This is a genomic window from Nocardia terrae, from assembly GCF_009760405.1.
In the GTDB taxonomy this organism is placed as follows: Bacteria; Actinomycetota; Actinomycetes; order Mycobacteriales; family Mycobacteriaceae; genus Nocardia; species Nocardia terrae.
This window is the reverse complement of record NZ_WRPP01000008.1, coordinates 78,842-102,733: the sequence shown is the minus strand read 5'-3', so window position 1 is coordinate 102,733 and position 23,892 is coordinate 78,842. Positions and strand designations below refer to the sequence as shown.

Genomic DNA, 23,892 nt, shown 5'->3' with positions numbered 1-23,892 from the left:
CCCGATGCTCGAGTTCCTGCGTGGCCGTGATGTGCTGGTGGCCGGTTGGGGCGTCTCCGGACGCTCGCTGATCGAGCCGCTGCAGGACATCGGCGCGCGACCGATCGTCACCGACGGCGGCGGCAAGGCGCTGGCCGAGGCCGCCGAACTCGGCCTGGGCACCGCCACCACCGAGGATCTGCTGGAACCCGATGCGCTGCAACGGTTCGCGCTGGTGATCACCAGCCCGGGCTGGCGGCCGGATTCGCCGGTCCTGGTGTCCGCGGTCACCGAGGGCATCCCGGTGTGGGGTGACGTCGAGTTCGCCTGGTGGGTGGATCAGGCTCGCATCTATGGTCCGGTCCGCAAGTGGCTGGTGATCACCGGCACCAACGGCAAGACCACCACCACGCAGATGACGCACTCGATCCTGCGTGCCGCCGGTATCCCGTCCGTGGCCTGCGGCAATATCGGCCTGCCCATTCTGGACGCGCTGCGCCGCTCGCCCGGCCCGCAGATCCTCGCGGTGGAATTGTCCTCGTTCCAGCTGCATTGGGCGCCCTCGGTGCGGCCCGAGGCGGGCGTGGTGCTGAATGTGGCCGAGGATCACCTGGATTGGCACGGCGGCCTGGACGCCTACGCCGCCGCGAAGGCGCGCGCCCTGACCGGACGGGTCGGCGTGGTCGGCCTGGACGACGCGGTGGCCTCCGCGCTGGCGCGGAAGTCCAAGGCGCGCCGCACCGTCGGCTTCCGCATCGGCGTGCCCGCCGACGGCGAGCTCGGCGTGGTCGACGGCAAGCTGCTCGATCGCGCCTTCACCAAGGCCGCCATTCTGGCCGAGGTCGGCGACATCAGCCCGCAGGGCCCGGCCGGGGTGGCCGACGCGCTCGCCGCGGCCGCCCTCACCAGATCCATCGACGTGGCACCGCAGTTCGTCAAGGAGGGCCTGCAGGAGCACAAGGTCGGCCCGCACCGGGCGGCCTTCGTGCGGGAGCTGGCGGGCGTCGAATTCGTCGACGACTCCAAGGCGACCAATCCGCACGCCGCGCGCTCCTCGATCCTGGCCCACCCCAATGTGATCTGGGTGGCGGGCGGTCAGCTCAAGGGCGCCGGGGTCGAGGACCTCATCGAGGAGTGCCGCGAGCATCTGGTGGCGGCCGTGCTGTTCGGCCAGGACGCGGCGGTGATCGCGGCCGCACTCGCGCGACACGCCCCGGATGTCCCGGTCGTGGAGCTGAATTCGGGGGACGATGCTCGAATGGGTGACCCCTTCACCGAGATCGAACCCGACGCGGTGATGGCGCGCGCGGTGCGCGTGGCGGCGGGATTCGCCCACCGCGGCGACACCGTGCTGCTGGCCCCGGCCGCGGCGTCCCTGGACATGTTCGCCGACTACACGCACCGCGGGCGCAGCTTCGCGGCCGCCGTGCAGGCCCTGGACGAGAAGGACATCGGGAGAACCGAATGACGACGGCGACGCCACGGCGGGTCGGGAACCAGGGTCCGCGTGCGCGAACCGGATGGTTCGGAGCATGGCTGGCCCGCCCGCTGGCGTCGTTCCATCTCGTCGTGGCCATCGCGGTGCTGCTCACCGTGCTGGGCCTGGTCATGGTGCTCTCGGCCTCGAGCGTCGAGTCGTATGCCGATGGCGGATCGGCCTATTCGCTGTTCATCCAGCAGGCCATGATGGCGGCGTTCGGCGCGGTGCTGTTCTACATCGCGCTGCGCGTCCCGCTGCGGGTGATGCGGCGGCTGTCGTTTCCGGTCTTCGCGCTGTCGGTGGTGCTGCTGGTACTGGTGCTGATTCCGGGCATCGGCACCGAGGTGCAGGGTTCGCGGCGCTGGTTCGACCTCGGCGTGGTCTCGGTGCAGCCGTCGGAGATCGTGAAAATCACACTGGTGGTGTGGGGTTCGCATCTGCTGGCCTCGCGCGCCACCGAAAAGGCCGGGTACAAGGACATTCTCATGCCGCTGGTGCCCGCGGGCCTGCTGGTGTGTTTCCTGGTCGTGCTGGAACCCAACCTCTCCACCACCATCGCGCTGGGCATCGTGCTGACCGCGCTGCTGTGGTTCGGCGGGCTGCCGCTGCGCATGTTCGTCACCATCGCGGTGTCCGGTGGCGTCGCGGCGGGCATCCTCGCGCTCTCGGCCGGATACCGCTCCGACCGCATGCGGGCCTTCTTCAGCCCCGGCTCGGATCCGCAGGGCATCGGCTATCAGGCCCGCCAGGCCATGTATTCCCTTGCCGACGGCGGCATCTGGGGCCGCGGGCTGGGACAGTCGCGGGCCAAATGGAGCTATCTGCCCAACGCGCACAACGACTTCATCTTCGCCATCATCGGCGAGGAGCTCGGATTCCTCGGATGTGCGCTGGTATTGGGGCTTTTCGCGCTGTTCGTCTACACCGGACTGCGCATCGCCACCCGCTCGGTGGACCCGTTCATCCGCCTGCTGACCGCCTCGGCCACCACCTGGATCACCGGGCAGGCGCTGATCAATGTCGGCTATGTCGTGGGTTTGCTGCCGGTGACCGGTCTGCAGCTGCCGCTGGTGTCGGCGGGCGGTTCGTCGCTGGCCATCACCCTGCTCATGTTCGGCATCATCGCCAATGCCGCCCGGCACGAACCGGAGGCGGTGGCGGCCCTGCACGCCGGCGGGGACGGCCGCTTCAGCCGCCTGCTGCGGCTGCCCAAACCCGAAATGTATTCGCCCACACGGGCTCGCGCCGCCCGCGACAAGGCGGCGGCCGCGCGGGCCCGCGGCAAGGCGAAGGCCAAGGTCGCGCCGAGCCAGCCCAAGCGCGCGCTACCATCGGGCCGAGGCCGGGGCGGCTCGGAGCAGTCGTCACGGCGGTCGATAGATTCGGATTCGGCCCGGCGCAGCGGCCGCTCGACGGAACGCAGTTCGCGTTCCACCGAGTCCTGGCGCGGCACCCGGGCCTGGGAACCCAACTATCCGATGAAACACGCCAGGGAACGGGGTAATTCGAGGTGACAGTGGAGCGGCCGGACAGCGATGCGACCACCGCGCAAGCAAACACCGATTTACCCGACCACCTGCGGCGCGTGCACATGATCGGCATCGGTGGTGCCGGTATGTCCGGTATCGCCCGAATTCTGCTGTCGCGCGGCGGCATGGTGTCCGGCTCGGACGCCAAGGAGAGCCGCACCGTGCTGGCGCTGCGGGCGCGCGGCGCCCAGGTGCGCATCGGGCACGACGGCAGCGCGCTGGACCTGCTGCCCGGCGGGCCGACCGCCGTGGTCACCACCTACGCCGCCATCCCCAAGACCAATCCCGAACTGGTGGAGGCGCACCAGCGCGGGGTGCCCGTGCTGCTGCGCCCCGCGGTGCTGGCCTCGCTCATGCAGGGGCACAAGACGCTGCTGGTGTCGGGCACCCACGGCAAGACCTCGACCACCTCCATGCTGGTGGTGGCCCTGCAGCACTGCGGCCTCGACCCGTCCTTCGCGGTCGGCGGCGAGCTCAACGAGGCGGGCACCAATGCCCACCACGGCACCGGCGGGATCTTCGTGGCCGAGGCCGACGAGAGCGACGGGTCGCTGCTGCAGTACGCGCCGGATGTCGCGGTGGTCACCAATATCGAATCCGACCATCTGGATTACTTCGGTACCGACGAGGCGTACGTCCAGGTCTTCGACGACTTCGTGGACCGGCTCGAACCGGGCGGCCGCCTGGTGGTGTGCCTCGACGATCCGGGTTCGCTCGGGCTGGCGCAGCGTTCCGCGGCCAAGCTGAAGGACGATCCGCGCGACATCCAGGTGATCGGTTACGGCTCCGGAGATTTCACCGACGCGGGCGTCTCCGTCGGCGCGCAGCTGCTGTCCTGGGAACCCCGCGATGTCGGCGGCGTGGCCGTCTTCCAGCTCTCCGACGAGCCCGCCCCGCGCACCCTGCGGCTGTCGGTGCCCGGCCGCCACATGGCCCTCAACGCGCTCGGCGCGCTGCTGGCCGCCCGCGCCACCGGGGCCGATATGGGCGAAATCATCCAGGGCCTGGAGGGTTTCGGTGGCGTGCACCGCCGCTTCCAGCTCACCGGACGCGAGAACGGCGTGCGCGTCTTCGACGACTACGCCCACCACCCGACCGAGGTGCGCGCGGTGCTCTCCGCCGCCGCGGAACTGGTCGCCCAGGAGGCCCGTGACGGCGCGCGTTCGCGTCCGGGCCGGGTGATCGTGGTCTTCCAGCCCCACTTGTACAGCCGCACCGCCACTTTCGCCGCCGAGTTCGGTTCGGCGCTGTCGCTGGCCGACGAGGTGGTCGTGCTCGACGTGTACGGCGCGCGCGAGGAGCCGCTGCCGGGCGTGAACGGCGCGCTGGTGGCCAACGCGGTCACCAAACCCGTGCACTACCAGCCGGATATGTCGCGGGTCGGCAAGCAGGTGGGCGCGCTGGCGCGGCCGGGCGACGTGGTGATCACCATGGGCGCGGGCGATGTGACCATGCTGGGCGGTCAGATCCTGGACGGTCTGCGCGCGCGACCCGGCCACGGGCGGTGAGCACGGATGACCTCGGGTGGGGGAGAGCAGACGCCGGATATGGCGGAAGACGATTGGGACCACGCCGATTCCGCTGAGTACGAATCGGAGGAGGACCATGAGCCCTCCGCCGCGGTCCGGCGCGCCCGGTTACGGCGTGGCCGGGCCCGTCGTGAATCCCGGGCCCTGAGCGCCTGGCGGTCCGGCAAGGTCCGGCTGGGCGTGGCGGCCGGCGTGGTGGTGGTGATCGCACTCGGACTGGTCGCCTGGTTCACCCCACTGCTGTCGGTCCGCACGGTCCACGTCCAGGGCCTGGCCGCCGTTCCGGAGCAACAGGTTCTGGATGCGCTGCAGGTCCCCGAGGGCCTGTCGATGATGCGACTGGACACCGACGCCCTGGCCGAGCGGGTCTCGCGGCTGCCCAAGGTCCGCTCCGTGCGGGTGCAGCGGGAGTTCCCGTCCACCGTCCAGGTGACCGTGGTCGAGCGCACCCCGGTGCTCTACTTCGACAGCCCGGATGGGACACACCTGCTCGATTGCGACAGCGTGGAATTCGCGATCGAGCCGCCCGGACCCGGAGTGCCCAAACTCATTACCGACCATCCGGGCGGTTCGGATTCGGTGACCAAGGCCGCGGTAGCGGTCATGGCCGCCATGCCGATACCACTACGTGACCAGCTCGGCGTGGGAGCGGTTGTGGCCCGCTCGGTTTCGGATATTGCCCTGGAGTTGCGCGACGGCCGCACCGTGCTGTGGGGTGGAACCGCGGACTCCACGCGCAAGGCGGCGGTGGTCGGACCCCTGCTTTCCCAGCCGGGCAAGGTATTCGATGTTTCGAGTCCGAATCTGGTCACGGTAAAGTGAGCGATACCCATTGGGCCGCCGAAATTTTCGGTGGTTTGCCGGAAGGGCACCGTCGGTTCCGATCCAGGACCGGAGGGCAACCGTCCACGATACGATGCTCAGGTGGGTCGGACGAGTCGAATCACACAAGATTCTGACACTCGTTTCGGCGCGCCTGCACGAGTAACGCGGTGGCTGCGAATACCGTTCGGCACCAGTCGGATACTTGACATAACGCTGAACCTATGGTTGAGGGTTTATCGGACCGAGATCATTTCGGTTCGCTGGACCGAAGCCTCGGGACCGGCGTATGGCGAGTAACCGAAGACGACAGCTGTTTCAGATCGAAGGAAGGCGAGAGCCCATGACGCCCCCGCACAACTACCTTGCTGTGATCAAGGTCGTCGGTATCGGCGGCGGCGGCGTGAATGCCGTCAACCGGATGATCGAACAGGGACTCAAGGGAGTCGAGTTCATCGCGGTCAACACCGACGCGCAGGCTCTGTTGATGTCCGACGCCGACGTCAAGCTCGACGTCGGCCGCGAACTCACCCGCGGTCTGGGCGCCGGCGCCGATCCCGAGGTCGGCCGCAAGGCCGCCGAGGACCACAAGGACGAGATCGAGGAAGTCCTCAAGGGCGCCGACATGGTCTTCGTGACCGCCGGCGAGGGCGGCGGCACGGGCACCGGCGGCGCGCCCGTCGTGGCCTCCATCGCCCGCAAACTCGGCGCGCTCACCATCGGTGTTGTGACACGGCCGTTCTCGTTCGAGGGCAAGCGCCGCAGCAATCAGGCCGAGGCGGGCATCCAGGCCCTGCGCGAGTCCTGCGACACCCTCATCGTCATCCCCAACGACCGCCTGCTGCAGCTGGGCGACGCGGCCGTGAGCCTCATGGACGCCTTCCGCTCCGCGGATGAGGTGCTGCTCAACGGTGTTCAGGGCATCACCGACCTGATCACCACCCCGGGTCTGATCAACGTCGACTTCGCCGACGTCAAGTCCGTCATGTCCGGTGCGGGCTCGGCCCTCATGGGCATCGGCTCCGCGCGCGGTGAGGGCCGATCGGTGAAGGCGGCCGAGGCGGCGATCAATTCGCCACTGCTGGAAGCCTCCATGGACGGCGCGCACGGCGTGCTGCTCTCCATCGCGGGTGGTTCGGACCTCGGTCTGTTCGAGATCAACGAGGCCGCCTCGCTGGTCCAGGAGGCCGCCCACATCGAGGCCAACATCATCTTCGGTACGGTCATCGACGACTCGCTCGGCGACGAGGTCCGCGTGACCGTCATCGCGGCGGGCTTCGACGGCAGCGGTCCGGCCCGGCGCATCGAACCCGCGGTCGGCCGCTTCGGCAGCGCGACCACGGCGAGCACGGCGTCCGCCTCGGCCGGATCGGTGAGTCGCACCAGCGAATACACCCCGGCCCGGGCCGCCGAGCCCGCGCGTCCGGTCGAACCGCCCCCGGCTCCGGTCACCCCGCCGCCCGCCCCGGTGACCGAGCGCGGTCCGGCCCCGTCCTACGGCGCCCCGCGCCCCGCGGTCGATCCCACCATCGGCGGCAACTCCCGCGGCCACATCCAGCCGCCGGACGCCGATGACGACGATGTCGACGTGCCGTCCTTCATGCGCCGGTAAGTCCAAGCGCCGCTAGGGGATCCATCACACGATGCGCCCGCTCCGATCCGGAGCGGGCGCATCGGCATTCGTTGGCGGCCCCTCGGGCCATCGGTGCCCACCGGGACAACGGGGGATCGGCACGTCCCAGCCCTCACCGGTCGGGCGACGCCTGGATCAGGAAGAGAGGCGGCCTGGCTCGCCGCTCGCGACCTCCGGTCCCAGCCCCCTCACGTCCCGAAACCCACGAAATCCCGGCGCGTTCCGCAAAACACACCACCACCTCCTCGAACCAGGCGATGAGTGGCACATTTTTCTGGGCATTCAGGACAAATGCTCTCCGGGGTGTGCCACTCGACGCGGGGGTGGGTTTGGGGAGTGCTGGGTTGCCTGGGGGTGGCTACTACGCTCGACGGTATGACTTCTGCTGTACCGACTTTTCGAACTCGGCGGGTTGTGACGACCAGAGCGGGCGGGTTCTCGCGGGCGCCTTACGACTCGTTCAATCTGGGCGATCACGTGGGGGACGATCCGGAGGCGGTGCGGCGCAATCGGGTTCGGCTTGCGGAGAGTTTGGGGCTCTTGCCGGAGCAGTTGGTGTGGATGGAACAGATCCATGGGCGGAATGTGGAGATCGTGGATGGGCCGCGGGCGGAGGCGGTGCCTGCCACCGATGCGTTGGTGACCACGCGGCGGGATCTGGCGCTGGTGGTGCTGACTGCTGACTGTGTGCCGATTCTGTTGTCCGATGACGAGGCCGGGGTTATCGCGGCTGTGCATGCCGGACGGATCGGCGCGCGGATCGGGATCGTGCCCCGCGTGCTCGAGGCCATGGTGTCGGTCGGGGCGAAGCCCGAGCGCATCGGCGCGTTCCTCGGCCCGGCGGCCAGCGGTCGCCAGTACGAGGTGCCCGCCGCCATGCGCGCCGATGTCGAGGCGCACCTGCCCGGCAGCGCGACCACCACCGCCCAGGGCACGCCGGGGCTGGATCTGCGCGCGGGCATCCGCCGTCAGCTCGAGGCGGCCGGGGTGGGCGCGGTGGCGATGGACCCGCGCTGCACCATCGAGGACAAGACGCTGTTCTCACACCGGCGCGGCGCGCCGACGGGAAGACTCGCCGGTGTGATTTGGATGTCATCCGAGGGAGTTTCAGAATGACCGAAAGCTTCACCGCCGCACAGGGATCCGATGCGGCGCAGGTCACTCCCGCGACGGGGCGGGCCGCCGAGCTCGAAACCTCGCTCTCAGCACTCTTGCAGCGTATCGACGCAGCGTGCGTGGCCGCGGGGCGTGACCCGGGCGAGGTCCGGCTGCTCCCGGTGACCAAGTTCTTCCCGGCCTCGGATATCGAGATCCTCTATCACCTGGGCCGCCGCGAGTTCGGCGAATCCCGCGAACAGGAGGCCGCGAGCAAGGTGGCGCAGCTGGGACACCTGTCCCAGATACGCTGGGAGTTCATCGGCCGGCTCCAGCGGAACAAGGCGAAAGCCGTTGCACGCTGGGCCGATACGGTCTACTCGGTGGATAGCGACCGGCTCGCGAGCGCCCTCGACGCGGGTGCCCGGGCCGCTCTCGACGACGGAATCCGGACTACCCCCTTGCGCGTGCTGCTCCAGGTCTCCCTCGACGCCGACCCCGAGCGCGGCGGCGTCCGGGACGCGGCCCTGCTCGCCCTCGCCGATCAGGTCGCCGCCTCGGAATCGCTGCAGCTCGCGGGCCTGATGGCGATCCCGCCGCTGGATGTGGAACCCGATGCCGCCTTCGAGCAACTCGCCCGCATCCACGCCTCATTAACGACCGTCCACCCCGCCGCGATCGAACTGTCGGCGGGCATGTCCGGCGACTTGGAGTCGGCCATCCGCCACGGGAGCACGTGCGTGCGTGTCGGTACTGCCCTGATGGGCGCGCGACCGATAACCTCGGCGTAGCAAAGAAACCTCACCAGTCACATTTGAAACATATGCTTGGTGACAGATGAGGTCTGAGCAGGACAACACCCCAGGCCAACCGGGGCCGAAGGAAGGTCGACCAGATGAGCACGCTGCACAAGTTCAAGGCGTACTTCGGGATGGTTCCGCTCGAGGATTACGAAGACGACTACGTCGACGACCGCGGAGCCGCCCGGAACGCCGATGAGCGTGGCCAGCGTCGTCCCCGTGCCTACGGGGAACGGGAGCGCGACTACGACCGGTACGCCGAGCGCGACTACGACGACGAGCCCGCCTACGAGCCGTCGTACAAGGCCCCCTACAAGCCGGCCTACAGCGCCTCCCGTCGCGACGACTACGCCGACGACGTCCGCGAGCGCGATCACCGCGACCGCTACGACGCCGACGACCGCTACGAGCCGGCCCGTCGCCCCACCCGCATCGACACCGCCCCGTCCAGCCGCACCCGGACCATGGGCGGCAGCGCGCCCATGGTGCGCGGCAGCACCCGCGGCGCGCTCGCGATGGATACCGACGCGGAGCGTCGCATCGAGGACCTGCGGGAGCAGGAGCGCCGGATCGAGGCGGCCCGCCGTCCCCAGATCTTCGAGGACGGAGGCACCTTGTCCAAGATCACCACGCTGCGCCCGCGCACCTACGCGGAGGCCGCCATCATCGGCGAGCGCTTCCGCGACGGCACCCCGGTGATCATGGATCTGGTCGAGATGTCCAACTCCGACGCGCGTCGTCTCGTGGACTTCGCCGCGGGACTGGCCTTCGCCCTTCGCGGTTCGTTCGACAAGGTCGCGACGAAGGTCTTCCTGCTGTCGCCCGCGGACGTGGACGTCTCCGCCGAGGAGCGTCGCCGGATCGCGGAAAACGGCTTCTACAACCAGAAGTAACGAGCTGCCGTCGGCTGCGGATACGCGGCGGCGGCAGCCGGGGGTTGGCGTGGGGGCCAAAACTTAACCGCGGCAATGAATTGCGCCGCGTATACGGGGGTTGCGACGAAGTCGCGGGGGAATCGTGGGGGAGTCTTGCGCCCGAGTTGTCGGGTATTCGAGTGCCACAGGGTGTGTCAGCGAGCCTGGCCAGCGGTCATGCGGCAGCGGCCCAGCTGTGACCGGGGCGATCAGTGTTTCTATTTTGCCGATCATGGAATCTGAGGCAGAGTGGTTGGGTGGCCCTGTTCGGAGTGTTGAACCTACTGCTGTTCCTCTTCTGGCTGCTGCTGATCAGCCGAGTCATCGTCGAGTTCATCCGCAGCTTCGCGCGAGACTGGCGGCCGACGGGCTTCGTGGTGATCATCTTGGAGGTGATCTTCACGATCACCGACCCTCCGGTGAAACTTCTGAGGCGTTTGATACCCCCAGTGAATCTTGGGGGAATTCGGCTCGATCTGTCGATTATGGTCCTGCTGTTTATCGTCTTCATCCTGATGTCGATCACGGGCCAGCTAGGGCAGTCGGTAGCTCAGGTGTGACAGAATGAGCCGAAAGAAAGCTTGCCCAGATCTACCGCTAGATCTCCATACGAAGCGTGAAGGGATCGTTCCATGCCGCTGACCCCCGCCGATGTTCATAACGTCGCGTTCAGCAAACCACCGATCGGGAAGCGCGGATACAACGAGGACGAAGTTGACGCCTTCCTCGACCTGGTCGAGCAGGAGCTCTCACGCCTCATCGAGGAGAACGCGGATCTTCGCCAGCGCGTTGCCGAGTTGGACGCGGAACTGTCCGATGCCAAGAAGAATCGGGGCCCCGCGGTCCAGACCGTGAAGGCGCCCATCGCCCCGGAGCCCATCAAGGCCGCTCCGCCCGTGCCCCCGGCTCCGATGCCGGCCCCCGTACCGGTCGCCCCGGTCAAGCAGGACGCCCCCTCCGCGGATGCCAATCTGCAGGCCGCCAAGGTGCTTTCGCTGGCTCAGGAGATGGCCGACCGCCTCACCTCCGACGCCAAGACCGAGGCCGAGCAACTGCTGGCCAACGCCAGAGCCAACTCGGAGCGACTGGTCAGCGACGCGCGGACCCGCTCCGAGGCCATGATCGCCGACGCCCGCCAGAAGGCCGAGGCCATGCTGTCCGACGCGCAGACCCGCTCGGATTCCCAGCTGCGCCAGGCCAAGGAGAAGGCCGACGCCCTGCAGGCCGACGCCGAGCGTAAGCACACCGAGATCATGGCCACCATCACCCAGCAGCGCAGCGTGCTGGAGAGCCGCATCGAGCAGCTCAAGACCTTCGAGCGCGAATACCGTGTGCGCCTGAAGTCCTACCTGGAGTCGCAGCTGGAGGAGCTGGAGAACCGTGGTTCGGCTGTCCCGGTCGACGGCGGCGAGTTCGGCCAGGACGCGTCGGGCAACGGCGCACTTCTCAAGGGCAGCAAGTAGAGTCGGTAATACGGCCAGCGAAGTCGTACTGCGCCCGGTGAATCCGGGGGCGGTGTGGCCTCGTCGCCAACCTTTCGAGTCCTCCGATGGCCCGAGCCATCGAAGCCCAACGAGGGGGTGGTGCACTTGCTCGTGATGACGCTCGCGCTCGCCGCCGTGGGTTTCGGCCTGCTGGTGACCGCACTGACCACCGGTTCGGTGATCTGGGCATGGGGCTGCATCATCGTGTGCGTGATCGGCGCGGTGCTGTTGCTCGTCAGTGCGTTGTCGCTGCGGACCGAGAACGACGAGGATGCCTCGTCGCGACCGGGCGGGAGACATGCCAAACACTGAGGCGAGTCGATCGAGATAGATGGAGTTCTAGCTGTGGGGCGGGTCCGCGGAATAACCGCTGGACCCGCCCCGCTAGTATGGAGACAGTTTTACGGCGTTGATCCGGCCATCACCGGGGAGTCTTCGGAAGAACGGCGAGCCTGCTCGCTCAGTAGAACCGAACGGGTGAGCCCGTCACAGCTCGCGACGAGAGGCTCGGTCCTACAAGGGTTTTCGTGATCCAGGGTCGGGCAAGCGGGGTGGTACCGCGGTTACGGCGCACCGAGTGCCGGAATCGTCCCCGTGCCCACACGTGATGGCACGAGGAGACGAGAGGCCGCCATGGCGGACGAGACCACCACCCGAAGCGCATACCCCCGCGTCGATCTGAGCAAGACCAGCGGCCAGGTGTCCTTCCCTGAGCTGGAGCAGCGGGTCCTCGACTACTGGGCCGCCGACGACACCTTCCGTGCCAGCATCGAGAACCGTTCCGATGCACCGGAATTCGTCTTCTACGACGGTCCGCCCTTCGCCAACGGATTGCCGCACTACGGCCATCTGCTCACCGGATACGTCAAGGATTTGATCCCGCGTTTCCAAACCATGCGCGGGAAGAAGGTGGAACGACGATTCGGTTGGGATACTCACGGTCTGCCCGCGGAAATCGAAGCCGAGAAGCAGCTCGGTATCACGGACAAATCACAGATCGATGCCATGGGCCTCGCGGAATTCAATGCCGCGTGCAAATCCTCGGTACTTCGCTACACCAACGAGTGGCGTAACTATGTGACCCGTCAGGCGCGCTGGGTCGACTTCGACAACGACTACAAAACCCTCGACCTCGACTTCATGGAATCGGTCATGTGGGCGTTCAAGTCGCTGTACGACAAGGGCCTGATCTATCAGGGCTTCCGGGTGCTGCCCTACAGCTGGTACGAGCAGACACCACTGAGCAATCAGGAGGCGCGCCTCGACGACTCCTACCGGATGCGCCAGGATCCGGCGGTCACCGTCGACATGGTGCTGCGCGTCCCGGCCGACCACCCGCTGCACGCGCTCGACGGCGCCAACGCCCTCATCTGGACCACCACGCCGTGGACGCTGCCGTCCAACCTCGCGATCGCGGTGCACCCCGACATCACCTACGCCCACGTCGAGGGCAAGGACGGCAAGCGCTACGTGCTTGCCGCCGAGCGCGTCTCGCACTACGCCCGCGAACTGGGCGAGGAGCCGACCGTGCTGTCCGAGCACTCGGGCGCGGCGCTCGAGGGCCTGCACTACCTGCCGCCCTTCGACTTCTTCCTGGGCCACCCCAACGCGCACCGGGTGCTCAACGCCGACTACGTGACCACCGACTCCGGCACCGGCGTGGTGCACCTCGCGCCCGCGTTCGGTGAGGAGGACATGGATGTCGCCTCGGCCAACGGGATCGAGGTCGTGCAGCCGCTGGACGCCGGCGGCAAGTTCACCTCGATGGTGCCGGCGTACGAGGGCCTGATGGTCTTCGACGCCAACCCGGTCATCATCAAGGACCTCAAGGCCGCCGGAAAGCTGTTGCGGCACGAGACCATCGAGCACTCCTATCCGCACTCCTGGCGCTCGGGCCAGCCGCTGATCTACATGGCGGTGCCGTCGTGGTTCGTGGCGGTCACCACCTTCCGCGACCGCATGGTGGAGCTCAACAAGGAGATCACCTGGGTCCCGGAGCACATCCGCGACGGCCAGTTCGGCAAGTGGCTGCAGAACGCGCACGACTGGAACATCAGCCGCAACCGCTACTGGGGCGCGCCGATCCCGGTGTGGGTCTCCGACGATCCGGCCTACCCGCGCGTGGACGTGTACGGCTCGCTGGATCAGCTCGAGCAGGACTTCGGCGTGCGGCCGACGGATCTGCACCGGCCGGGCATCGACGAGCTGGTGCGCCCGAATCCCGATGACCCGACCGGGAAGTCGATGATGCGGCGCACCCCCGAGGTGCTCGACTGCTGGTTCGAGTCCGGGTCCATGCCGTACGCGCAGGTGCACTACCCCTTCGAGAACAAGGAGTGGTTCGAGGGAACTCCGGACGCGCCGGCGCACAGCCCCGGCGACTTCATCGTCGAGTACAACGGCCAGACCCGCGGCTGGTTCTACAACCTGCACATCCTCTCGACCGCGCTGTTCGACCGCCCGGCGTTCAAGTCCGTTGTGGCGCACGGCATCGTGCTCGGCGACGACGGCCTCAAGATGTCCAAGTCCAAGGGCAACTACCCGGACGTCAACGAGGTGTTCGACCGCGACGGCTCCGACGCCATGCGGTGGTTCCTCATGGCGTCGCCGGTGCTGCGCGGCGGCAACCTGATCGTCACCGAGCGCGGTATCCGCGAGGGCGTCAGCCAGGCGCTGCGCCCGCTGTGGAACGCGTGGACGTTCCTGCAGCTGTACGCCACCGAGCCGGGCGCCTGGCGCACGGACTCGAAGCACGTTCTCGACCGGTACATCCTGGCCAAGCTCGCGGCGACCCGCGACGCGATGACCGAGGCGCTCGAGGTGTACGACGTCGCCACCGCGTGCGACGAGCTGCGCACCTTCGCCGACGCGCTCACCAACTGGTATGTGCGCCGGTCGCGTTCGCGCTTCTGGGAAGAGGACCGCGACGCCATCGACACCCTGCACACGGTGCTCGAGGTGACCACGCGGCTGGCGGCCCCGCTGCTGCCGCTCATCGCCGAGGTGATCTGGCGCGGCCTCACCGGCGAGCGCTCGGTGCACCTGGCCGACTGGCCGAGCGAGACCGAGCTCCCGCACGACGCCGAGCTGGTGTCGGCCATGGACGAGGTCCGCACGGTCTGCTCCACGGTGCTGAGCCTGCGCAAGGCGCAGAATCTCCGGGTGCGCCTGCCGCTCTCGGAGGTCACCGTGGCCGCCGCCGACGCGGAACGCCTGCGGCCCTTCGTGGATCTCATCGCCGACGAGGTGAACGTCAAGCGCGTCGACCTCACCACCGATGTGGCCGCGCACGGCCGCTTCGAACTCGTGGTGAACGCCCGCGCCGCCGGACCCCGCATCGGCAAGGAGGTGCAGACGGTCATCAAGGCGGTCAAGGCCGGTGAGTGGAGCGAGGCCGCCGACGGCACCGTCAGCGCCGCCGGAATCGCCCTGCTGCCCGAGGAATACACCCAGCGCCTGGTCGCCGCCGAGCCCGAGTCCACCGCCGCCCTGCCCGGCAATGCCGGTCTGGTGGTGCTGAACTCGGTGGTCACCGAGGAGCTCGAGGCCGAGGGCTGGGCCCGCGACCTCATCCGCGACCTGCAGGAGACCCGGAAGTCGCTGGGGCTGGACGTGTCCGACCGCATCACCGTGGTCCTCGACGTCCCGGCCGAGCGGCTCGGCTGGGCGGAGACCCACCGCGATCTGATCGCGGGCGAGATCCTCGCCACCGCACTCACTTTCGGTGGGGCCGGTGCCGAGGCTGCCGAGATCGTGGGCGGCGTGAAGGTCTCGATCGTCAAGGCGTAGCCGAAACTCCTTCGATTCCCTTGCCCCGCTGCTGGAGCAGCGGGGCACGGAGTCAGGAATCGTGCGGCGCTGCAGATCTCGAGCGGGGCGGAACCGAATCGGTTCCGCCCCGCTCGTTTTGCCGTCACGGCCGTGGGCGCAGCCCGTCGAGGATCGGGTCCACCAGGTCCGCCGAGTCGGCGACGTCGCCGACGCCGAGCAGGAACCGCACGTAGACCGGGCCGTAGAGCATGTTCGTCATGGCCAGCACGGAGAGGTCGTCGCGGATCTGACCGGCGCGGATGGCGGATTCGAGCCGCACCGCGCCCTTTTCGGCCCGGGGCTCGACGAAGGTCTCGCGGACCATCCGCATGAGCTTCGGGTCGTTCTGCGCCTCCGCGATGACGCCGCGGTAGACGCAGCCGACGTCGCCGGCCAGCATCCGGGACAGCCCGTTGATCTGGGTCTTCAGATCGGCGGCGATGTCACCGGTGTCGGGAAAGTCGGTGGTGGAACCGATCTGGTCGTTGATGGCCTCGAGCGCGATCGCGCCCTTGGACGGCCACCACCGGTAGATGGTCTGCTTGCCCACCCCGGCCTTGGCGGCGATGGCCTCGATGGTGAGTTTGCCGTAGCCCTTGCTGACCGCGAGTTCGAAGGTCGCGTCCAGGATCGCCTGATGGGACTTGGCGCTGCGCAGTTCTGGATTGGGGGCCGATGCCATGCCTCGATACTACCGCCAAACGAGACGGTACGTCTCGTCTTGACAAGGGTTGTCAACGGGTCTAACTTCATCAACAAGACGAGACGGACCGTCTCGCTGGAAGATCGGAACAGGGTCGCTAGGAGCGAACAATGACCACCATCGTCACCACCCCCGCCGCCACCGTCATCACCCCGGCTGCGAATGTGACCGCCCCCGTGACGGTTCCGTCGGTCCACCGCCGCGCGCTGATCACCTGGCTGGCCGTCTACCCGACCATCACGCTGGCGTTGGCGCTGCTGGGCCCCGAGATGGCCAGCCTGCCGGTCTACGTCCGGACACTGATCCTGACCTTCATCGTCGTCCCGGTCACCGCCTACCTGCTGATCCCGATGCTGACCAAGGCCAACCACCACCTGACCCTGCGGCTGCGCCGCTGACCTACAGCAAACTTAGAGCGCCCTCCCGGATCCGGGAGGGCGCTCTTGTGTATCCGCGCTCTATTCGCTTGACCGGGTCTTTCTTTGGCGCGAGTGATCTGGGTCTCGAGACACGCCAACCCGGGTTCCCTTGTGACGTGTGTTGCTCCTGCGATACAACGGCTATCAGCTAGCTAACGACTTTTGCTGAAGCAGTTCCCGCGGTATCGCCGATGAAGGGGCGCGCACATGGCTCGAAGGCAGCTTCGTAGGTTCCGGAACCTTGTCACGACTATGGCGGCGCTGACGGTGGCCGCGGCATTGGGGATGGGGGCGGCTCACGCGGACTCCGGCTCCGCATCCGGGTCTTCCTCGGGCAGCGGCACCGGATCGTTCTCCGGAAGCGCCAGCGGCTCGGCGCAATTGCCGCTCGCCAGCCCGCGCGCTCAGATCGCGCTGGCGCTGGCGGGCACCCAGACCGGCAAGCCCTACGAGTGGGGCGGCACGGGTCCGGACAGCTGGGATTGCTCGGGTCTGGTGCAGTGGGCCTTCCGCAGTGTCGGCATCATGCTGCCGCGCACCACGTGGCAGCAGGCCGAGGTCGGACTCGAAGTCCCGTTCGGCGCATTGCAACCCGGCGATGTGATCATCCTCAACGATGACGCCTCCCACGAAGGCATCTACGCGGGAGGCGGCAACGTCTTGAACGCGTACGACTGGGGTGTGCCGGTGGGGCTGACTCCGCTGAGCCAGTTCGACATCTACACCATTCGCCGGTTCTTCTGAATCGTCTTACTCGACAACGAGTTCCACGGGGATGTTGCCCCGGGTGGCCTTGGAGTACGGGCACACCTGGTGCGCGGCCTCGACGAGCTCGCGGCCCTTCTCGTTCTGCAGTTCCTCGGGCAGCTCGACGCGCAGCACGACGGAGATGCCGAAACCGGTCTCCTCGTCCTTGTTCAGGCTGACGTCGGCGGTCACCGAGGCGTCGCCCAGCGCGATGCCCTGGTTGCGGGCCACGACCTGCAGCGCACCCGCGAAGCAGGCCGAGTAGCCCACCGCGAACAGCTGCTCGGGGTTGGTGCCGTCACCGCTGCCGCCGGCCTCCTTGGGCTGGGCCAGCTTCAGGTCGAGGTAACCGTCGGAGCTGACCGAGCGGCCCTCACGGCCGACGGAGGTGGCGGACGAGGTGAAGAGCTTAGCCATTTCGATTCTCCCTAGACAGACTTGTCTGTACGGAAGTCAGAGTAGACAGGTCTGTCTGCTATCGTCAATACCGGAAACCCGATTGGGGAAGGAGTGCAGGTCAGCCATGAGCGAAGCCCGTGATCGCCTGCTGGACACCGCGACTCGACTGTTCTATGCCGAGGGCATCCACACCGTCGGCATCGACCGCATCATCGCCGAGGCGGGAATCGCGAAGGCCACCTTCTATCGGCACTTCAAGACCAAGGAAGACCTGGTCGTGGCCTACCTGGTGCGCGAATACGCCCGGCAGCGCGAGACTTTGGAGGCCATCCCCGGCGACGGGACCGAGTCCATCGTCGGCATCTTCGAGCGGCTGGGCGAACTCAGCCGCGGGCCCGGGTTCCGCGGCTGCCCGTTTCTCAACGCGGCCGTGGAGTTTCCCAAGCCCGACCACGCGGTGCGCAAGGTGGTCGACGACTATCGCGGCTGGTTCCGCGATCTCATGGCCGACCGGTTGCGCGCCGCCGGGTATGCCGAGGTCGATGATGCCGCGCGGATGCTGCTGATGACCCGTGACGGCGTGACCATCAGCGGGGGAGTGGGAGACAGCGAGACGGTCCGGGTGGGCATCCGGACCGCCTTGTCGCAGTTGGGTATTCGCTAGAACCGAAGGTCAGACCCCGACGGTCTCCTCCATCTCCTCCTCGGCTGCCGCCTTGGTCTCGGTGACGGCCGCGTGGCGCGGCGCGGAGCCCGCGGCCCGCTTCTCGGCCACGGCCGCCACGATCATGAGCAGCACGCCCGCCGCGAACCAGAGGACCAGGCTCGCCATCCGGCCGCCGAGCCCGGCGCTGTCGAAGTAGAGCAGGCTGCGCGCGCCCTCGACGAATCCCGCGCCGTTCCAGAAGTCGTGCAGCGTCCCGAAGAAGTCGTTCTGCAGCCACGGGCTGTAGACGCCGCCGGAGCTGGTGAAGTTGAGCATGACGAACAGCACCATCATGGCCAGCGTGGTCCAGCGCTTCAGGAAGGTGTGCAGACCGATGCCGATGGCCAGGATGCCCGCCGAGTACAGCCACGACATGGCCCAGATCGCGGCGGCGTCATGGTCGACCACGTGGAAGATCGGGCCGGACAGGGCCAGGCCGATCAGGCTCACCAGCAGCGAGGTGACCAGGCCGATCAGTCCGCGCACCCGCATGGACAGGCCCGCGCCAGCCGCGCCGATGGCGGCCACGCTGCCGTAGGAGCCGATGCTCAGCGCCACCAGCAGGAAGAAGATGCCCTGCGCGGTCGGGTCGCCGGAGCTGGGCGTGGTCACGTCGGTGGTGGTCAGCGGCGCGTTGTGCAGGGCTGCGACCTGTCCGAAGACCGCCTCGGCGGCCATGGCCGTGGTGTCGGAACCGGCCTTGGCGACCAGCAGTTCGGGCTTCTGCGGATCGGGGACGTACGCGCCCGCGAGATCCCGGTGCCGCAGCTGGTTCACCGCGTCCTCGCGGGTCGGCACGGTGATGATGTCGAGGGCGCTGCCGCCCTTGTCCTTCATGGTCTGCGCCAGCACCTTCACCTGCGGGCTGTCGCCGACGACGGCGACCGCGAGGTGATTGGGCTCGGGCTGGTGGAACGCGCCCAGGTAGGCCAGACCCATGCCGAGGCACATGAGCAGTGGGGTGAGCAGGTGGGTGGCTACGTGCCGGATCTGATGCGAGGCCATGGGTTCTTTCTCCAATAGTTGGTAAATACAACCAAGCGAAGTTGTAGTCTACAACCATGGATGGTCTTCCGGCATTCCCCGGCCGCACCGATGCGATCGAGGTCATACAGCGTGAGCTCACCGCCTTCGCCCGCCGCGCCCGCGGCCGCGCCACCGAACTGCACCCGGAGCTGTCGCTGGTGGCGTCGAGCATCCTGGATCTGGTGATCGAGCGCGACGGCTGCCTGGCCGCCGATCTGGCCGGGCACTTCCACCTCGACAAGTCGACGGTCAGCCGGCAGGTGGCCGCGCTGGAGCGGGAGGGCTATCTGGCCCGCGAGGTCGATCCGGCCAATCGCCGCAACCTGCTGCTGCGTGCGACGCCGGAGGGAAAGCGCATCGCGCGGGCCGCCGCCCGCGCCCGCGCCGACGCCTTCGCCGAACGGTTCCGGGACTGGGACGATGCGGATGTGGAGCGACTGGCGGAATACCTGGTCCGCTACAACGCGGCCGACGAATGAGGCCGGGGCCCGGCCGTTTCGGCGACGCTCAGTTCTCGGGCAGGTCCAGGCCCTTGGCGAGCACCGGCCACGACGAGCGCAGCGCGTCCTGCCAGTAACCCCAGGAATGGGTGCCGGGCTTGGCGATATCGAAGGTCGCCGGAATGTTCAGGTCGTGCAGGCGCGTCTTGAGATTGCGGGCGCACCAGTCGCTGGCCGCCTCGAGAATGCCGCCCACCAGGATCTGTTGCGGCAGACCGCCGTCCGCGGGGCCGAGGCTGCGCACATCGGCCACATTGTCGTGCCGTCCCGGCAGGCCGCTGCCGTTGGAGACGTAGAGCCCGAGCCCGCGCAGCGCCTCGGCGTGCACATAGGGATCGTTGGCGGCCCATTCCGGATCGTCCATGGGCCCGTACATGTTCGCCGGATTGCCGCCGCCGATGGAGATCACCAGATCGGCGAACTTCTGGCCGACCGGATCGCTGATCTGCGCGCATCCGCTGTAGGCCGCCACCGCCGTGTACAGCCCCGGCGCGGCGATCGGCAGCTGCAGCACCGAGGTGCCCGACATCGACATGCCCGCGATGGCGTGAACACCGTTGGTGTCCAGGGCCGCATCGACGAGCGGGGGTAGCTCCTCGGTGAGGAAGGTCTTCCACATGGGCATGCCCAGCCGGGGATCCGGTGTGCGCCAGTCGGTGTAGTAGGTGAACGCGCCGCCGATCGGCATCACCACGTTCACGTTCTTGTCCTCGAAGAACTCCGTGGAGTCGGTGTTGCGCTTCCAGGTCGCCGTATCCTGGCCGCCCCCAGCGCCATTGAGCAGGTACAGCACCGGCCGCGGCACCGAGGTGTCGGCGGGCCGCTGCACCTCGACGGTGATGTCGGTGTCCATGGCCGCCGAATGCACGTGCAGCGTCAGGTTGCGCGAGTCGTGGATCTCGAAGGCCTTGATGGTGGAACCATCGTCGGCGACCGGGGTGTCGGCCAGTGTCGCGGTGCTGGTGATCGGATCGGGCGGGGTGGCATAGGCCGCGGGAGCGGCCATCGTGAACGTCGAGACAAGGGAACAACTTGTCGCCGCGAGCAGTGCCGCGCGAGTGCCCAATCCGCCTAGCAAAACCGATCCTCGATCTACCCGGAGTCCCCGACCCGACTGCATGATCGCCGAAACATGCCCCCATGTTTCGGGTTTCGACAATATTGGGTCGGGCGTGAGTGTGGCGCAAGGCACTTGTGCGCCACACCATAGGATGACCGGTTCGGTTGTGAGTTACTCCGCGACGAGTTGCCGCAACAGCGGACCGTACTCCGGATGCGCCAGCGCCGAGGCGAATTGGGCGGTCAGATAGTCGGCCGGGTTGCCGGTGTCGTACCAGCGACCGCGAATCACCTGGCCGTACACCGGATTCGAGGCGGCGAAGATATTGATGGCATCGGTCAGGTAGACCTCGCCGGTGCGGTGGGTGTACCAGTCGTCGACCTGCTTGCGCAGTTCCTTGATGATGCCCGGAGTGACCACGTAGCCGCCGATGGCCGCGAAAGACGACGGCGCGTCCGCCGGCTTGGGCTTCTCCTTGAGGCCGCTGATCCGCATCAGGCCGTTGCCCTCGGTCTCCTCGACCACCGGCACGCCGTAGCGCTGCGACTCGGACGGATCCATGGGCATGAGCGCCAGCACCGGAGCGCCGGTCTTCTCGTAGGCGTCCACGAGCTGCTGGGCGCGCGGCACCTCGGCGACGAACACGTCGTCGGGCCACAGCACCAGCAGGGGCTCGTCGCCCAGGTGGCGGGCGGCATTGAGCACGGGCGTGCCGTTGCCGTAGGGGCCGTGCTGGTCCAGGTAGGTGATGTGACCGGCGCGGCCGAGCTCGCCGACCTCCTCGACGGCGTCGGCGTAGGCGGCCTTGCCGTCGGCGCGCAGCTGCGCGACCAGCGCGGGATTGGGGCGGAAGTGATCCTGGATCAACGACTTTCCACCGCTGACCACGATGGTGATGTCGGTGACGCCCGAATCCACCAGCTCCCGGACCGTGTGTTCGATGACCGGCTTGTCGCCGACGGGCAGCATTTCCTTCGGAATCGCCTTGGTCAACGGCAGCAGCCGTGAGCCGATGCCTGCGGCGGGAATCACGGCCTTGCGAATCGTCATGGCTCGATCATCACACACGTCGCAGGTCGTACCTGTCGGTAGCCGCTTGTAGATTTCCCGGTGTGAACACGTCTGCCGACTCCGCGAACCCGGCCATAGTGCCTGGTGAGGGCGGTCGGGCCGGGATCGAGGGGCAGCCTCGGCAGGCGGCCGCCCCGGCGGCATCCTTACGGCAAATTGACAGCGGGCCCAGAGTTCCGGGACAGCGTCGCTGGGTGCTGCACATAGATATGGACGCGTTCTTCGCCTCGGTCGAGCAGCTGACCCGCCCGACGCTGCGCGGGCGGCCGGTCCTGGTGGGCGGGATGGGCGGGCGCGGCGTGGTGGCCGGCGCGAGCTACGAGGCGCGGGTGTTCGGGGCGCGCTCGGCCATGCCGATGCATCAGGCGCGGCGGCTGGTCGGCGGCTCGGCAGTGGTGATTCCACCGCGCGGGGCGGTGTACGGCGAGCTCAGCGGGCTGGTCTTCGACACGCTGCGGTCGCGGATCCCGGTGCTGGAGACGCTCTCGTTCGACGAGGCGTTCGGCGAACCGGCGGAATTGGCGGGGGCGACGCCGGATCGGGTGCACGAGTTCTGCGAGGAGCTGCGCGCCGCCGTGCGTGAGCGGACCGGCCTGGTGGCCTCGGTCGGCGCGGGCAGCGGCAAGCAGCTCGCCAAGATCGCCTCCGGACTGGCCAAACCCGATGGGGTGCGGGTGATTTCGGCGGCCGAACAGGACAAGTTCCTGTCCGCGCTGCCGGTGCGCAAACTCTGGGGCATCGGCCCGGTCGCCGAAAGTCGGCTGCGCTCACTGGGAATCGAGACCGTGGGCGCGTTCGCCGCGCTCCCCGAATCCGAGGCGTCCTCGATTCTGGGCGGCAGCATCGGCGTCGCCCTGCACCGCCTGGCCCGCGGCATCGACGACCGGCCGGTGGCCGAGCGGGCTGAGGCCAAGCAGATCAGCGCCGAAACCACCTACGAGACCGACATTCTCAACCTCGCCCAGCTGCGGCCCGCCATCGAGGCCATGGCGGCATCGGCGCACCGGCGGCTGACCAATGACGGCCGGGCCGCGCGGACCGTGGTGCTCAAATTGAAGAAGACGGATATGAGCATCGTGACCCGGTCCTTCACCCTGCCCTATGCCACCGAGGATCTCGCGACCCTGACCGCGGCCGCCCAGCGCTCCGCGCTGGATCCGGCCGAGATCGGCCCGATTCGCCTGGTAGGCGTGGGTTTCGCGGGATTGTCGGAGATCCGTCAGGAATCACTGTTCCCCGAACTGGATCAGGCGGTGGACCCGATCGGCGCGGTCTCCGAGGAACCGACCCTGGCCCTGCCCGCGGCCCCGGATCCGGTGGTACCGCCCGCAACTCGCTCCTACGCCGTCGGAACCTGGTATCCCGGCCTCGATGTCGAGCATCCCGAGTTCGGTCACGGCTGGGTCCAGGGGGCGGGCCACGGCGTGGTGACCGTTCGCTTCGAAACCCGTTCCACGGGTCCGGGTCCCGCCCGCACCTTCGCCGCCGAGGATCCCCTGCTGACCCGCGCGGACCCCCTCGACAGTCTGCGTTGACGCAGTTAAGGCAGGTTTGCGCGAATTATGTGGATTCGGACTGAATATGCCGCGCCAAGCTCCGGGAAGCCGGTTTCCGTGACGCTGCGTTGGTAGTCTCGCGAGTCGTCGAACGGATCTACTCGAACGCAAAGGACGAGCAGTTGAAGCTTCAGAAGACTGGACGCATCGCGGTCGCCGCCCTGGCCGTGGTGACCGTACTCGGGCTGTCGGCGTGTGGCAGCGGTGACAAGAAGGACAGCAAGCCCGCCAAGACCAGCACCTCCAAGGTGACGACCTCCCAGGCGAACTACCCGGCGGCCCCCAGCGCCGCGGACCTGAACACCGAACTGCAGAAGGCCCTGGACCCGAGCGTTCCGGACTCGGAGAAGCTCGACATGATGCAGGGCGTCCAGGCCGACCCGAGCCTGCCCAACCGCCTGGCCGAGGCCTACAAGCAGAACAACGCCTCCATCACCGTCACCAATGTGACCGATCTCGGCAACGGCACCATCACCGCCGACGCCCAGATCTCGGTCAACGGTGGCCAGCCGCAGCAGGCGGTCGTCCCGTTCGTGGCCGAGGACGGCAAGTGGAAGGTCCAGAAGGAATGGATCTGCAACACCCTCTCGCTGGCCAACCAGACCTCCCCGGCCTGCAGCTAGACCCCGT

23 protein-coding genes are annotated in these 23,892 nt (G+C 67.9%); 18 read left to right on the top strand and 5 right to left on the bottom strand.

Annotated features, from left to right (window positions below; translation table 11 throughout):
• Positions 1-4 precede the first annotated feature (4 nt).
• From murD to ileS, 12 genes are all read left to right on the top strand, one after another.
• On the top strand, positions 5-1,447 hold the full coding sequence (gene murD, locus GPX89_RS33560) for a UDP-N-acetylmuramoyl-L-alanine--D-glutamate ligase (protein WP_157391897.1): 1,443 nt from the start codon (positions 5-7) through the stop codon (positions 1,445-1,447).
• A complete protein-coding gene (ftsW, locus tag GPX89_RS33555) occupies positions 1,444-2,973 on the top strand; it encodes a putative lipid II flippase FtsW (RefSeq protein ID WP_157391743.1) in 1,530 nt (509 codons plus the stop codon). Before murD ends, ftsW begins: the two co-directional genes overlap by 4 nt.
• Before the next feature lie 77 nt (positions 2,974-3,050).
• A complete protein-coding gene (gene murC, locus GPX89_RS33550) occupies positions 3,051-4,496 on the top strand; it encodes a UDP-N-acetylmuramate--L-alanine ligase (protein ID WP_157391896.1) in 1,446 nt (481 codons plus the stop codon).
• A gap of 6 nt (positions 4,497-4,502) precedes the next feature.
• Positions 4,503-5,339, top strand: coding sequence for a cell division protein FtsQ/DivIB (locus tag GPX89_RS33545; RefSeq protein ID WP_328602605.1), 837 nt, complete (start codon positions 4,503-4,505; stop codon positions 5,337-5,339).
• 343 nt (positions 5,340-5,682) lie between these two features.
• Positions 5,683-6,951: a cell division protein FtsZ gene (gene ftsZ, locus GPX89_RS33540; protein WP_157391742.1), complete on the top strand. Its 1,269-nt coding sequence runs from the start codon at positions 5,683-5,685 to the stop codon at positions 6,949-6,951.
• A gap of 396 nt (positions 6,952-7,347) precedes the next feature.
• Positions 7,348-8,088 (top strand): peptidoglycan editing factor PgeF, encoded by a 741-nt coding sequence (gene pgeF / locus GPX89_RS33535; RefSeq protein WP_157391741.1) that lies wholly within the window; start codon positions 7,348-7,350, stop codon positions 8,086-8,088.
• A complete protein-coding gene (locus tag GPX89_RS33530; RefSeq protein WP_157391740.1) occupies positions 8,085-8,858 on the top strand; it encodes a YggS family pyridoxal phosphate-dependent enzyme in 774 nt (257 codons plus the stop codon). The genes pgeF and GPX89_RS33530 overlap by 4 nt, the downstream gene beginning before the upstream one ends.
• Before the next feature lie 104 nt (positions 8,859-8,962).
• Positions 8,963-9,760 carry a cell division protein SepF gene (locus tag GPX89_RS33525; RefSeq protein WP_157391739.1) on the top strand — a complete coding sequence of 266 codons (798 nt, stop codon included), beginning with the start codon at positions 8,963-8,965 and terminating at the stop codon, positions 9,758-9,760.
• A 278-nt stretch (positions 9,761-10,038) separates the two neighbouring features.
• Entirely contained in the window at positions 10,039-10,341 is a 303-nt protein-coding gene (locus GPX89_RS33520) for a YggT family protein (protein ID WP_328602604.1), read from the top strand.
• A 72-nt stretch (positions 10,342-10,413) separates the two neighbouring features.
• Entirely contained in the window at positions 10,414-11,244 is an 831-nt protein-coding gene (wag31, locus tag GPX89_RS33515; RefSeq protein WP_157391738.1) for a DivIVA-like cell division protein Wag31, read from the top strand.
• A 126-nt stretch (positions 11,245-11,370) separates the two neighbouring features.
• Positions 11,371-11,577 carry a hypothetical protein gene (locus GPX89_RS33510; protein WP_157391893.1) on the top strand — a complete coding sequence of 69 codons (207 nt, stop codon included), beginning with the start codon at positions 11,371-11,373 and terminating at the stop codon, positions 11,575-11,577.
• A 321-nt stretch (positions 11,578-11,898) separates the two neighbouring features.
• Positions 11,899-15,054, top strand: a complete 3,156-nt coding sequence (gene ileS, locus GPX89_RS33505) for an isoleucine--tRNA ligase (RefSeq protein ID WP_157391737.1) — start codon at positions 11,899-11,901, stop codon at positions 15,052-15,054.
• A 124-nt stretch (positions 15,055-15,178) separates the two neighbouring features.
• Here ileS and GPX89_RS33500 read toward each other — a convergent pair whose 3' ends face one another.
• Complete coding sequence (locus GPX89_RS33500; protein ID WP_157391736.1) at positions 15,179-15,757, bottom strand: TetR/AcrR family transcriptional regulator; 579 nt, start codon at positions 15,755-15,757, stop codon at positions 15,179-15,181.
• Between the two features lie 131 nt (positions 15,758-15,888).
• Between GPX89_RS33500 and GPX89_RS33495 the strand changes: the two genes are divergently transcribed.
• The gene (locus tag GPX89_RS33495) at positions 15,889-16,176 is read left to right on the top strand and encodes a hypothetical protein (protein ID WP_198347718.1); all 288 of its coding nucleotides are present in this window, start codon (positions 15,889-15,891) and stop codon (positions 16,174-16,176) included.
• Between the two features lie 273 nt (positions 16,177-16,449).
• Positions 16,450-16,941, top strand: coding sequence for an NlpC/P60 family protein (locus tag GPX89_RS33490; RefSeq protein WP_157391735.1), 492 nt, complete (start codon positions 16,450-16,452; stop codon positions 16,939-16,941).
• 6 nt (positions 16,942-16,947) lie between these two features.
• On the opposite strand, the gene GPX89_RS33485 is transcribed toward GPX89_RS33490, so the two are convergent.
• On the bottom strand, positions 16,948-17,361 hold the full coding sequence (locus GPX89_RS33485; protein ID WP_157391734.1) for an organic hydroperoxide resistance protein: 414 nt from the start codon (positions 17,359-17,361) through the stop codon (positions 16,948-16,950).
• Positions 17,362-17,467: 106 nt separating this feature from the next.
• On the opposite strand from GPX89_RS33485, the gene GPX89_RS33480 reads away from it, so the two are divergent.
• Complete coding sequence (locus tag GPX89_RS33480) at positions 17,468-18,007, top strand: TetR/AcrR family transcriptional regulator (protein ID WP_157391733.1); 540 nt, start codon at positions 17,468-17,470, stop codon at positions 18,005-18,007.
• A 9-nt stretch (positions 18,008-18,016) separates the two neighbouring features.
• Here the strand turns inward: GPX89_RS33480 and GPX89_RS33475 are convergent, their stop codons facing one another.
• The gene (locus tag GPX89_RS33475) at positions 18,017-19,054 is read right to left on the bottom strand and encodes an ABC transporter permease (RefSeq protein WP_157391732.1); all 1,038 of its coding nucleotides are present in this window, start codon (positions 19,052-19,054) and stop codon (positions 18,017-18,019) included.
• 56 nt (positions 19,055-19,110) lie between these two features.
• On the opposite strand from GPX89_RS33475, the gene GPX89_RS33470 reads away from it, so the two are divergent.
• A complete protein-coding gene (locus tag GPX89_RS33470) occupies positions 19,111-19,554 on the top strand; it encodes a MarR family winged helix-turn-helix transcriptional regulator (protein WP_157391731.1) in 444 nt (147 codons plus the stop codon).
• A 28-nt stretch (positions 19,555-19,582) separates the two neighbouring features.
• Here GPX89_RS33470 and GPX89_RS33465 read toward each other — a convergent pair whose 3' ends face one another.
• Positions 19,583-20,581 carry an alpha/beta hydrolase gene (locus GPX89_RS33465; protein WP_157391730.1) on the bottom strand — a complete coding sequence of 333 codons (999 nt, stop codon included), beginning with the start codon at positions 20,579-20,581 and terminating at the stop codon, positions 19,583-19,585.
• A gap of 225 nt (positions 20,582-20,806) precedes the next feature.
• Entirely contained in the window at positions 20,807-21,685 is an 879-nt protein-coding gene (locus GPX89_RS33460; RefSeq protein WP_157391729.1) for a UTP--glucose-1-phosphate uridylyltransferase, read from the bottom strand.
• A 230-nt stretch (positions 21,686-21,915) separates the two neighbouring features.
• Between GPX89_RS33460 and GPX89_RS33455 the strand changes: the two genes are divergently transcribed.
• Entirely contained in the window at positions 21,916-23,241 is a 1,326-nt protein-coding gene (locus tag GPX89_RS33455; RefSeq protein WP_157391892.1) for a DNA polymerase IV, read from the top strand.
• 143 nt (positions 23,242-23,384) lie between these two features.
• Positions 23,385-23,885: a hypothetical protein gene (locus GPX89_RS33450; protein WP_157391728.1), complete on the top strand. Its 501-nt coding sequence runs from the start codon at positions 23,385-23,387 to the stop codon at positions 23,883-23,885.
• Positions 23,886-23,892 lie beyond the last annotated feature (7 nt).

Coding starts and splice junctions, on each gene's coding strand:
- murD (WP_157391897.1), top strand. CDS start 5: ATGCTCGAGTTCCTGCGTGGCCGTGATGTGCTGGTGGCCGGTTGGGGC.
- ftsW (WP_157391743.1), top strand. CDS start 1,444: ATGACGACGGCGACGCCACGGCGGGTCGGGAACCAGGGTCCGCGTGCG.
- murC (WP_157391896.1), top strand. CDS start 3,051: ATGATCGGCATCGGTGGTGCCGGTATGTCCGGTATCGCCCGAATTCTG.
- GPX89_RS33545 (WP_328602605.1), top strand. CDS start 4,503: ATGACCTCGGGTGGGGGAGAGCAGACGCCGGATATGGCGGAAGACGAT.
- ftsZ (WP_157391742.1), top strand. CDS start 5,683: ATGACGCCCCCGCACAACTACCTTGCTGTGATCAAGGTCGTCGGTATC.
- pgeF (WP_157391741.1), top strand. CDS start 7,348: ATGACTTCTGCTGTACCGACTTTTCGAACTCGGCGGGTTGTGACGACC.
- GPX89_RS33530 (WP_157391740.1), top strand. CDS start 8,085: ATGACCGAAAGCTTCACCGCCGCACAGGGATCCGATGCGGCGCAGGTC.
- GPX89_RS33525 (WP_157391739.1), top strand. CDS start 8,963: ATGAGCACGCTGCACAAGTTCAAGGCGTACTTCGGGATGGTTCCGCTC.
- wag31 (WP_157391738.1), top strand. CDS start 10,414: ATGCCGCTGACCCCCGCCGATGTTCATAACGTCGCGTTCAGCAAACCA.
- ileS (WP_157391737.1), top strand. CDS start 11,899: ATGGCGGACGAGACCACCACCCGAAGCGCATACCCCCGCGTCGATCTG.
- GPX89_RS33500 (WP_157391736.1), bottom strand. CDS start 15,757: ATGGCATCGGCCCCCAATCCAGAACTGCGCAGCGCCAAGTCCCATCAG.
- GPX89_RS33495 (WP_198347718.1), top strand. CDS start 15,889: ATGACCACCATCGTCACCACCCCCGCCGCCACCGTCATCACCCCGGCT.
- GPX89_RS33490 (WP_157391735.1), top strand. CDS start 16,450: ATGGCGGCGCTGACGGTGGCCGCGGCATTGGGGATGGGGGCGGCTCAC.
- GPX89_RS33485 (WP_157391734.1), bottom strand. CDS start 17,361: ATGGCTAAGCTCTTCACCTCGTCCGCCACCTCCGTCGGCCGTGAGGGC.
- GPX89_RS33480 (WP_157391733.1), top strand. CDS start 17,468: ATGAGCGAAGCCCGTGATCGCCTGCTGGACACCGCGACTCGACTGTTC.
- GPX89_RS33475 (WP_157391732.1), bottom strand. CDS start 19,054: ATGGCCTCGCATCAGATCCGGCACGTAGCCACCCACCTGCTCACCCCA.
- GPX89_RS33470 (WP_157391731.1), top strand. CDS start 19,111: ATGGATGGTCTTCCGGCATTCCCCGGCCGCACCGATGCGATCGAGGTC.
- GPX89_RS33465 (WP_157391730.1), bottom strand. CDS start 20,581: ATGGCCGCTCCCGCGGCCTATGCCACCCCGCCCGATCCGATCACCAGC.
- GPX89_RS33460 (WP_157391729.1), bottom strand. CDS start 21,685: ATGACGATTCGCAAGGCCGTGATTCCCGCCGCAGGCATCGGCTCACGG.
- GPX89_RS33455 (WP_157391892.1), top strand. CDS start 21,916: ATGGACGCGTTCTTCGCCTCGGTCGAGCAGCTGACCCGCCCGACGCTG.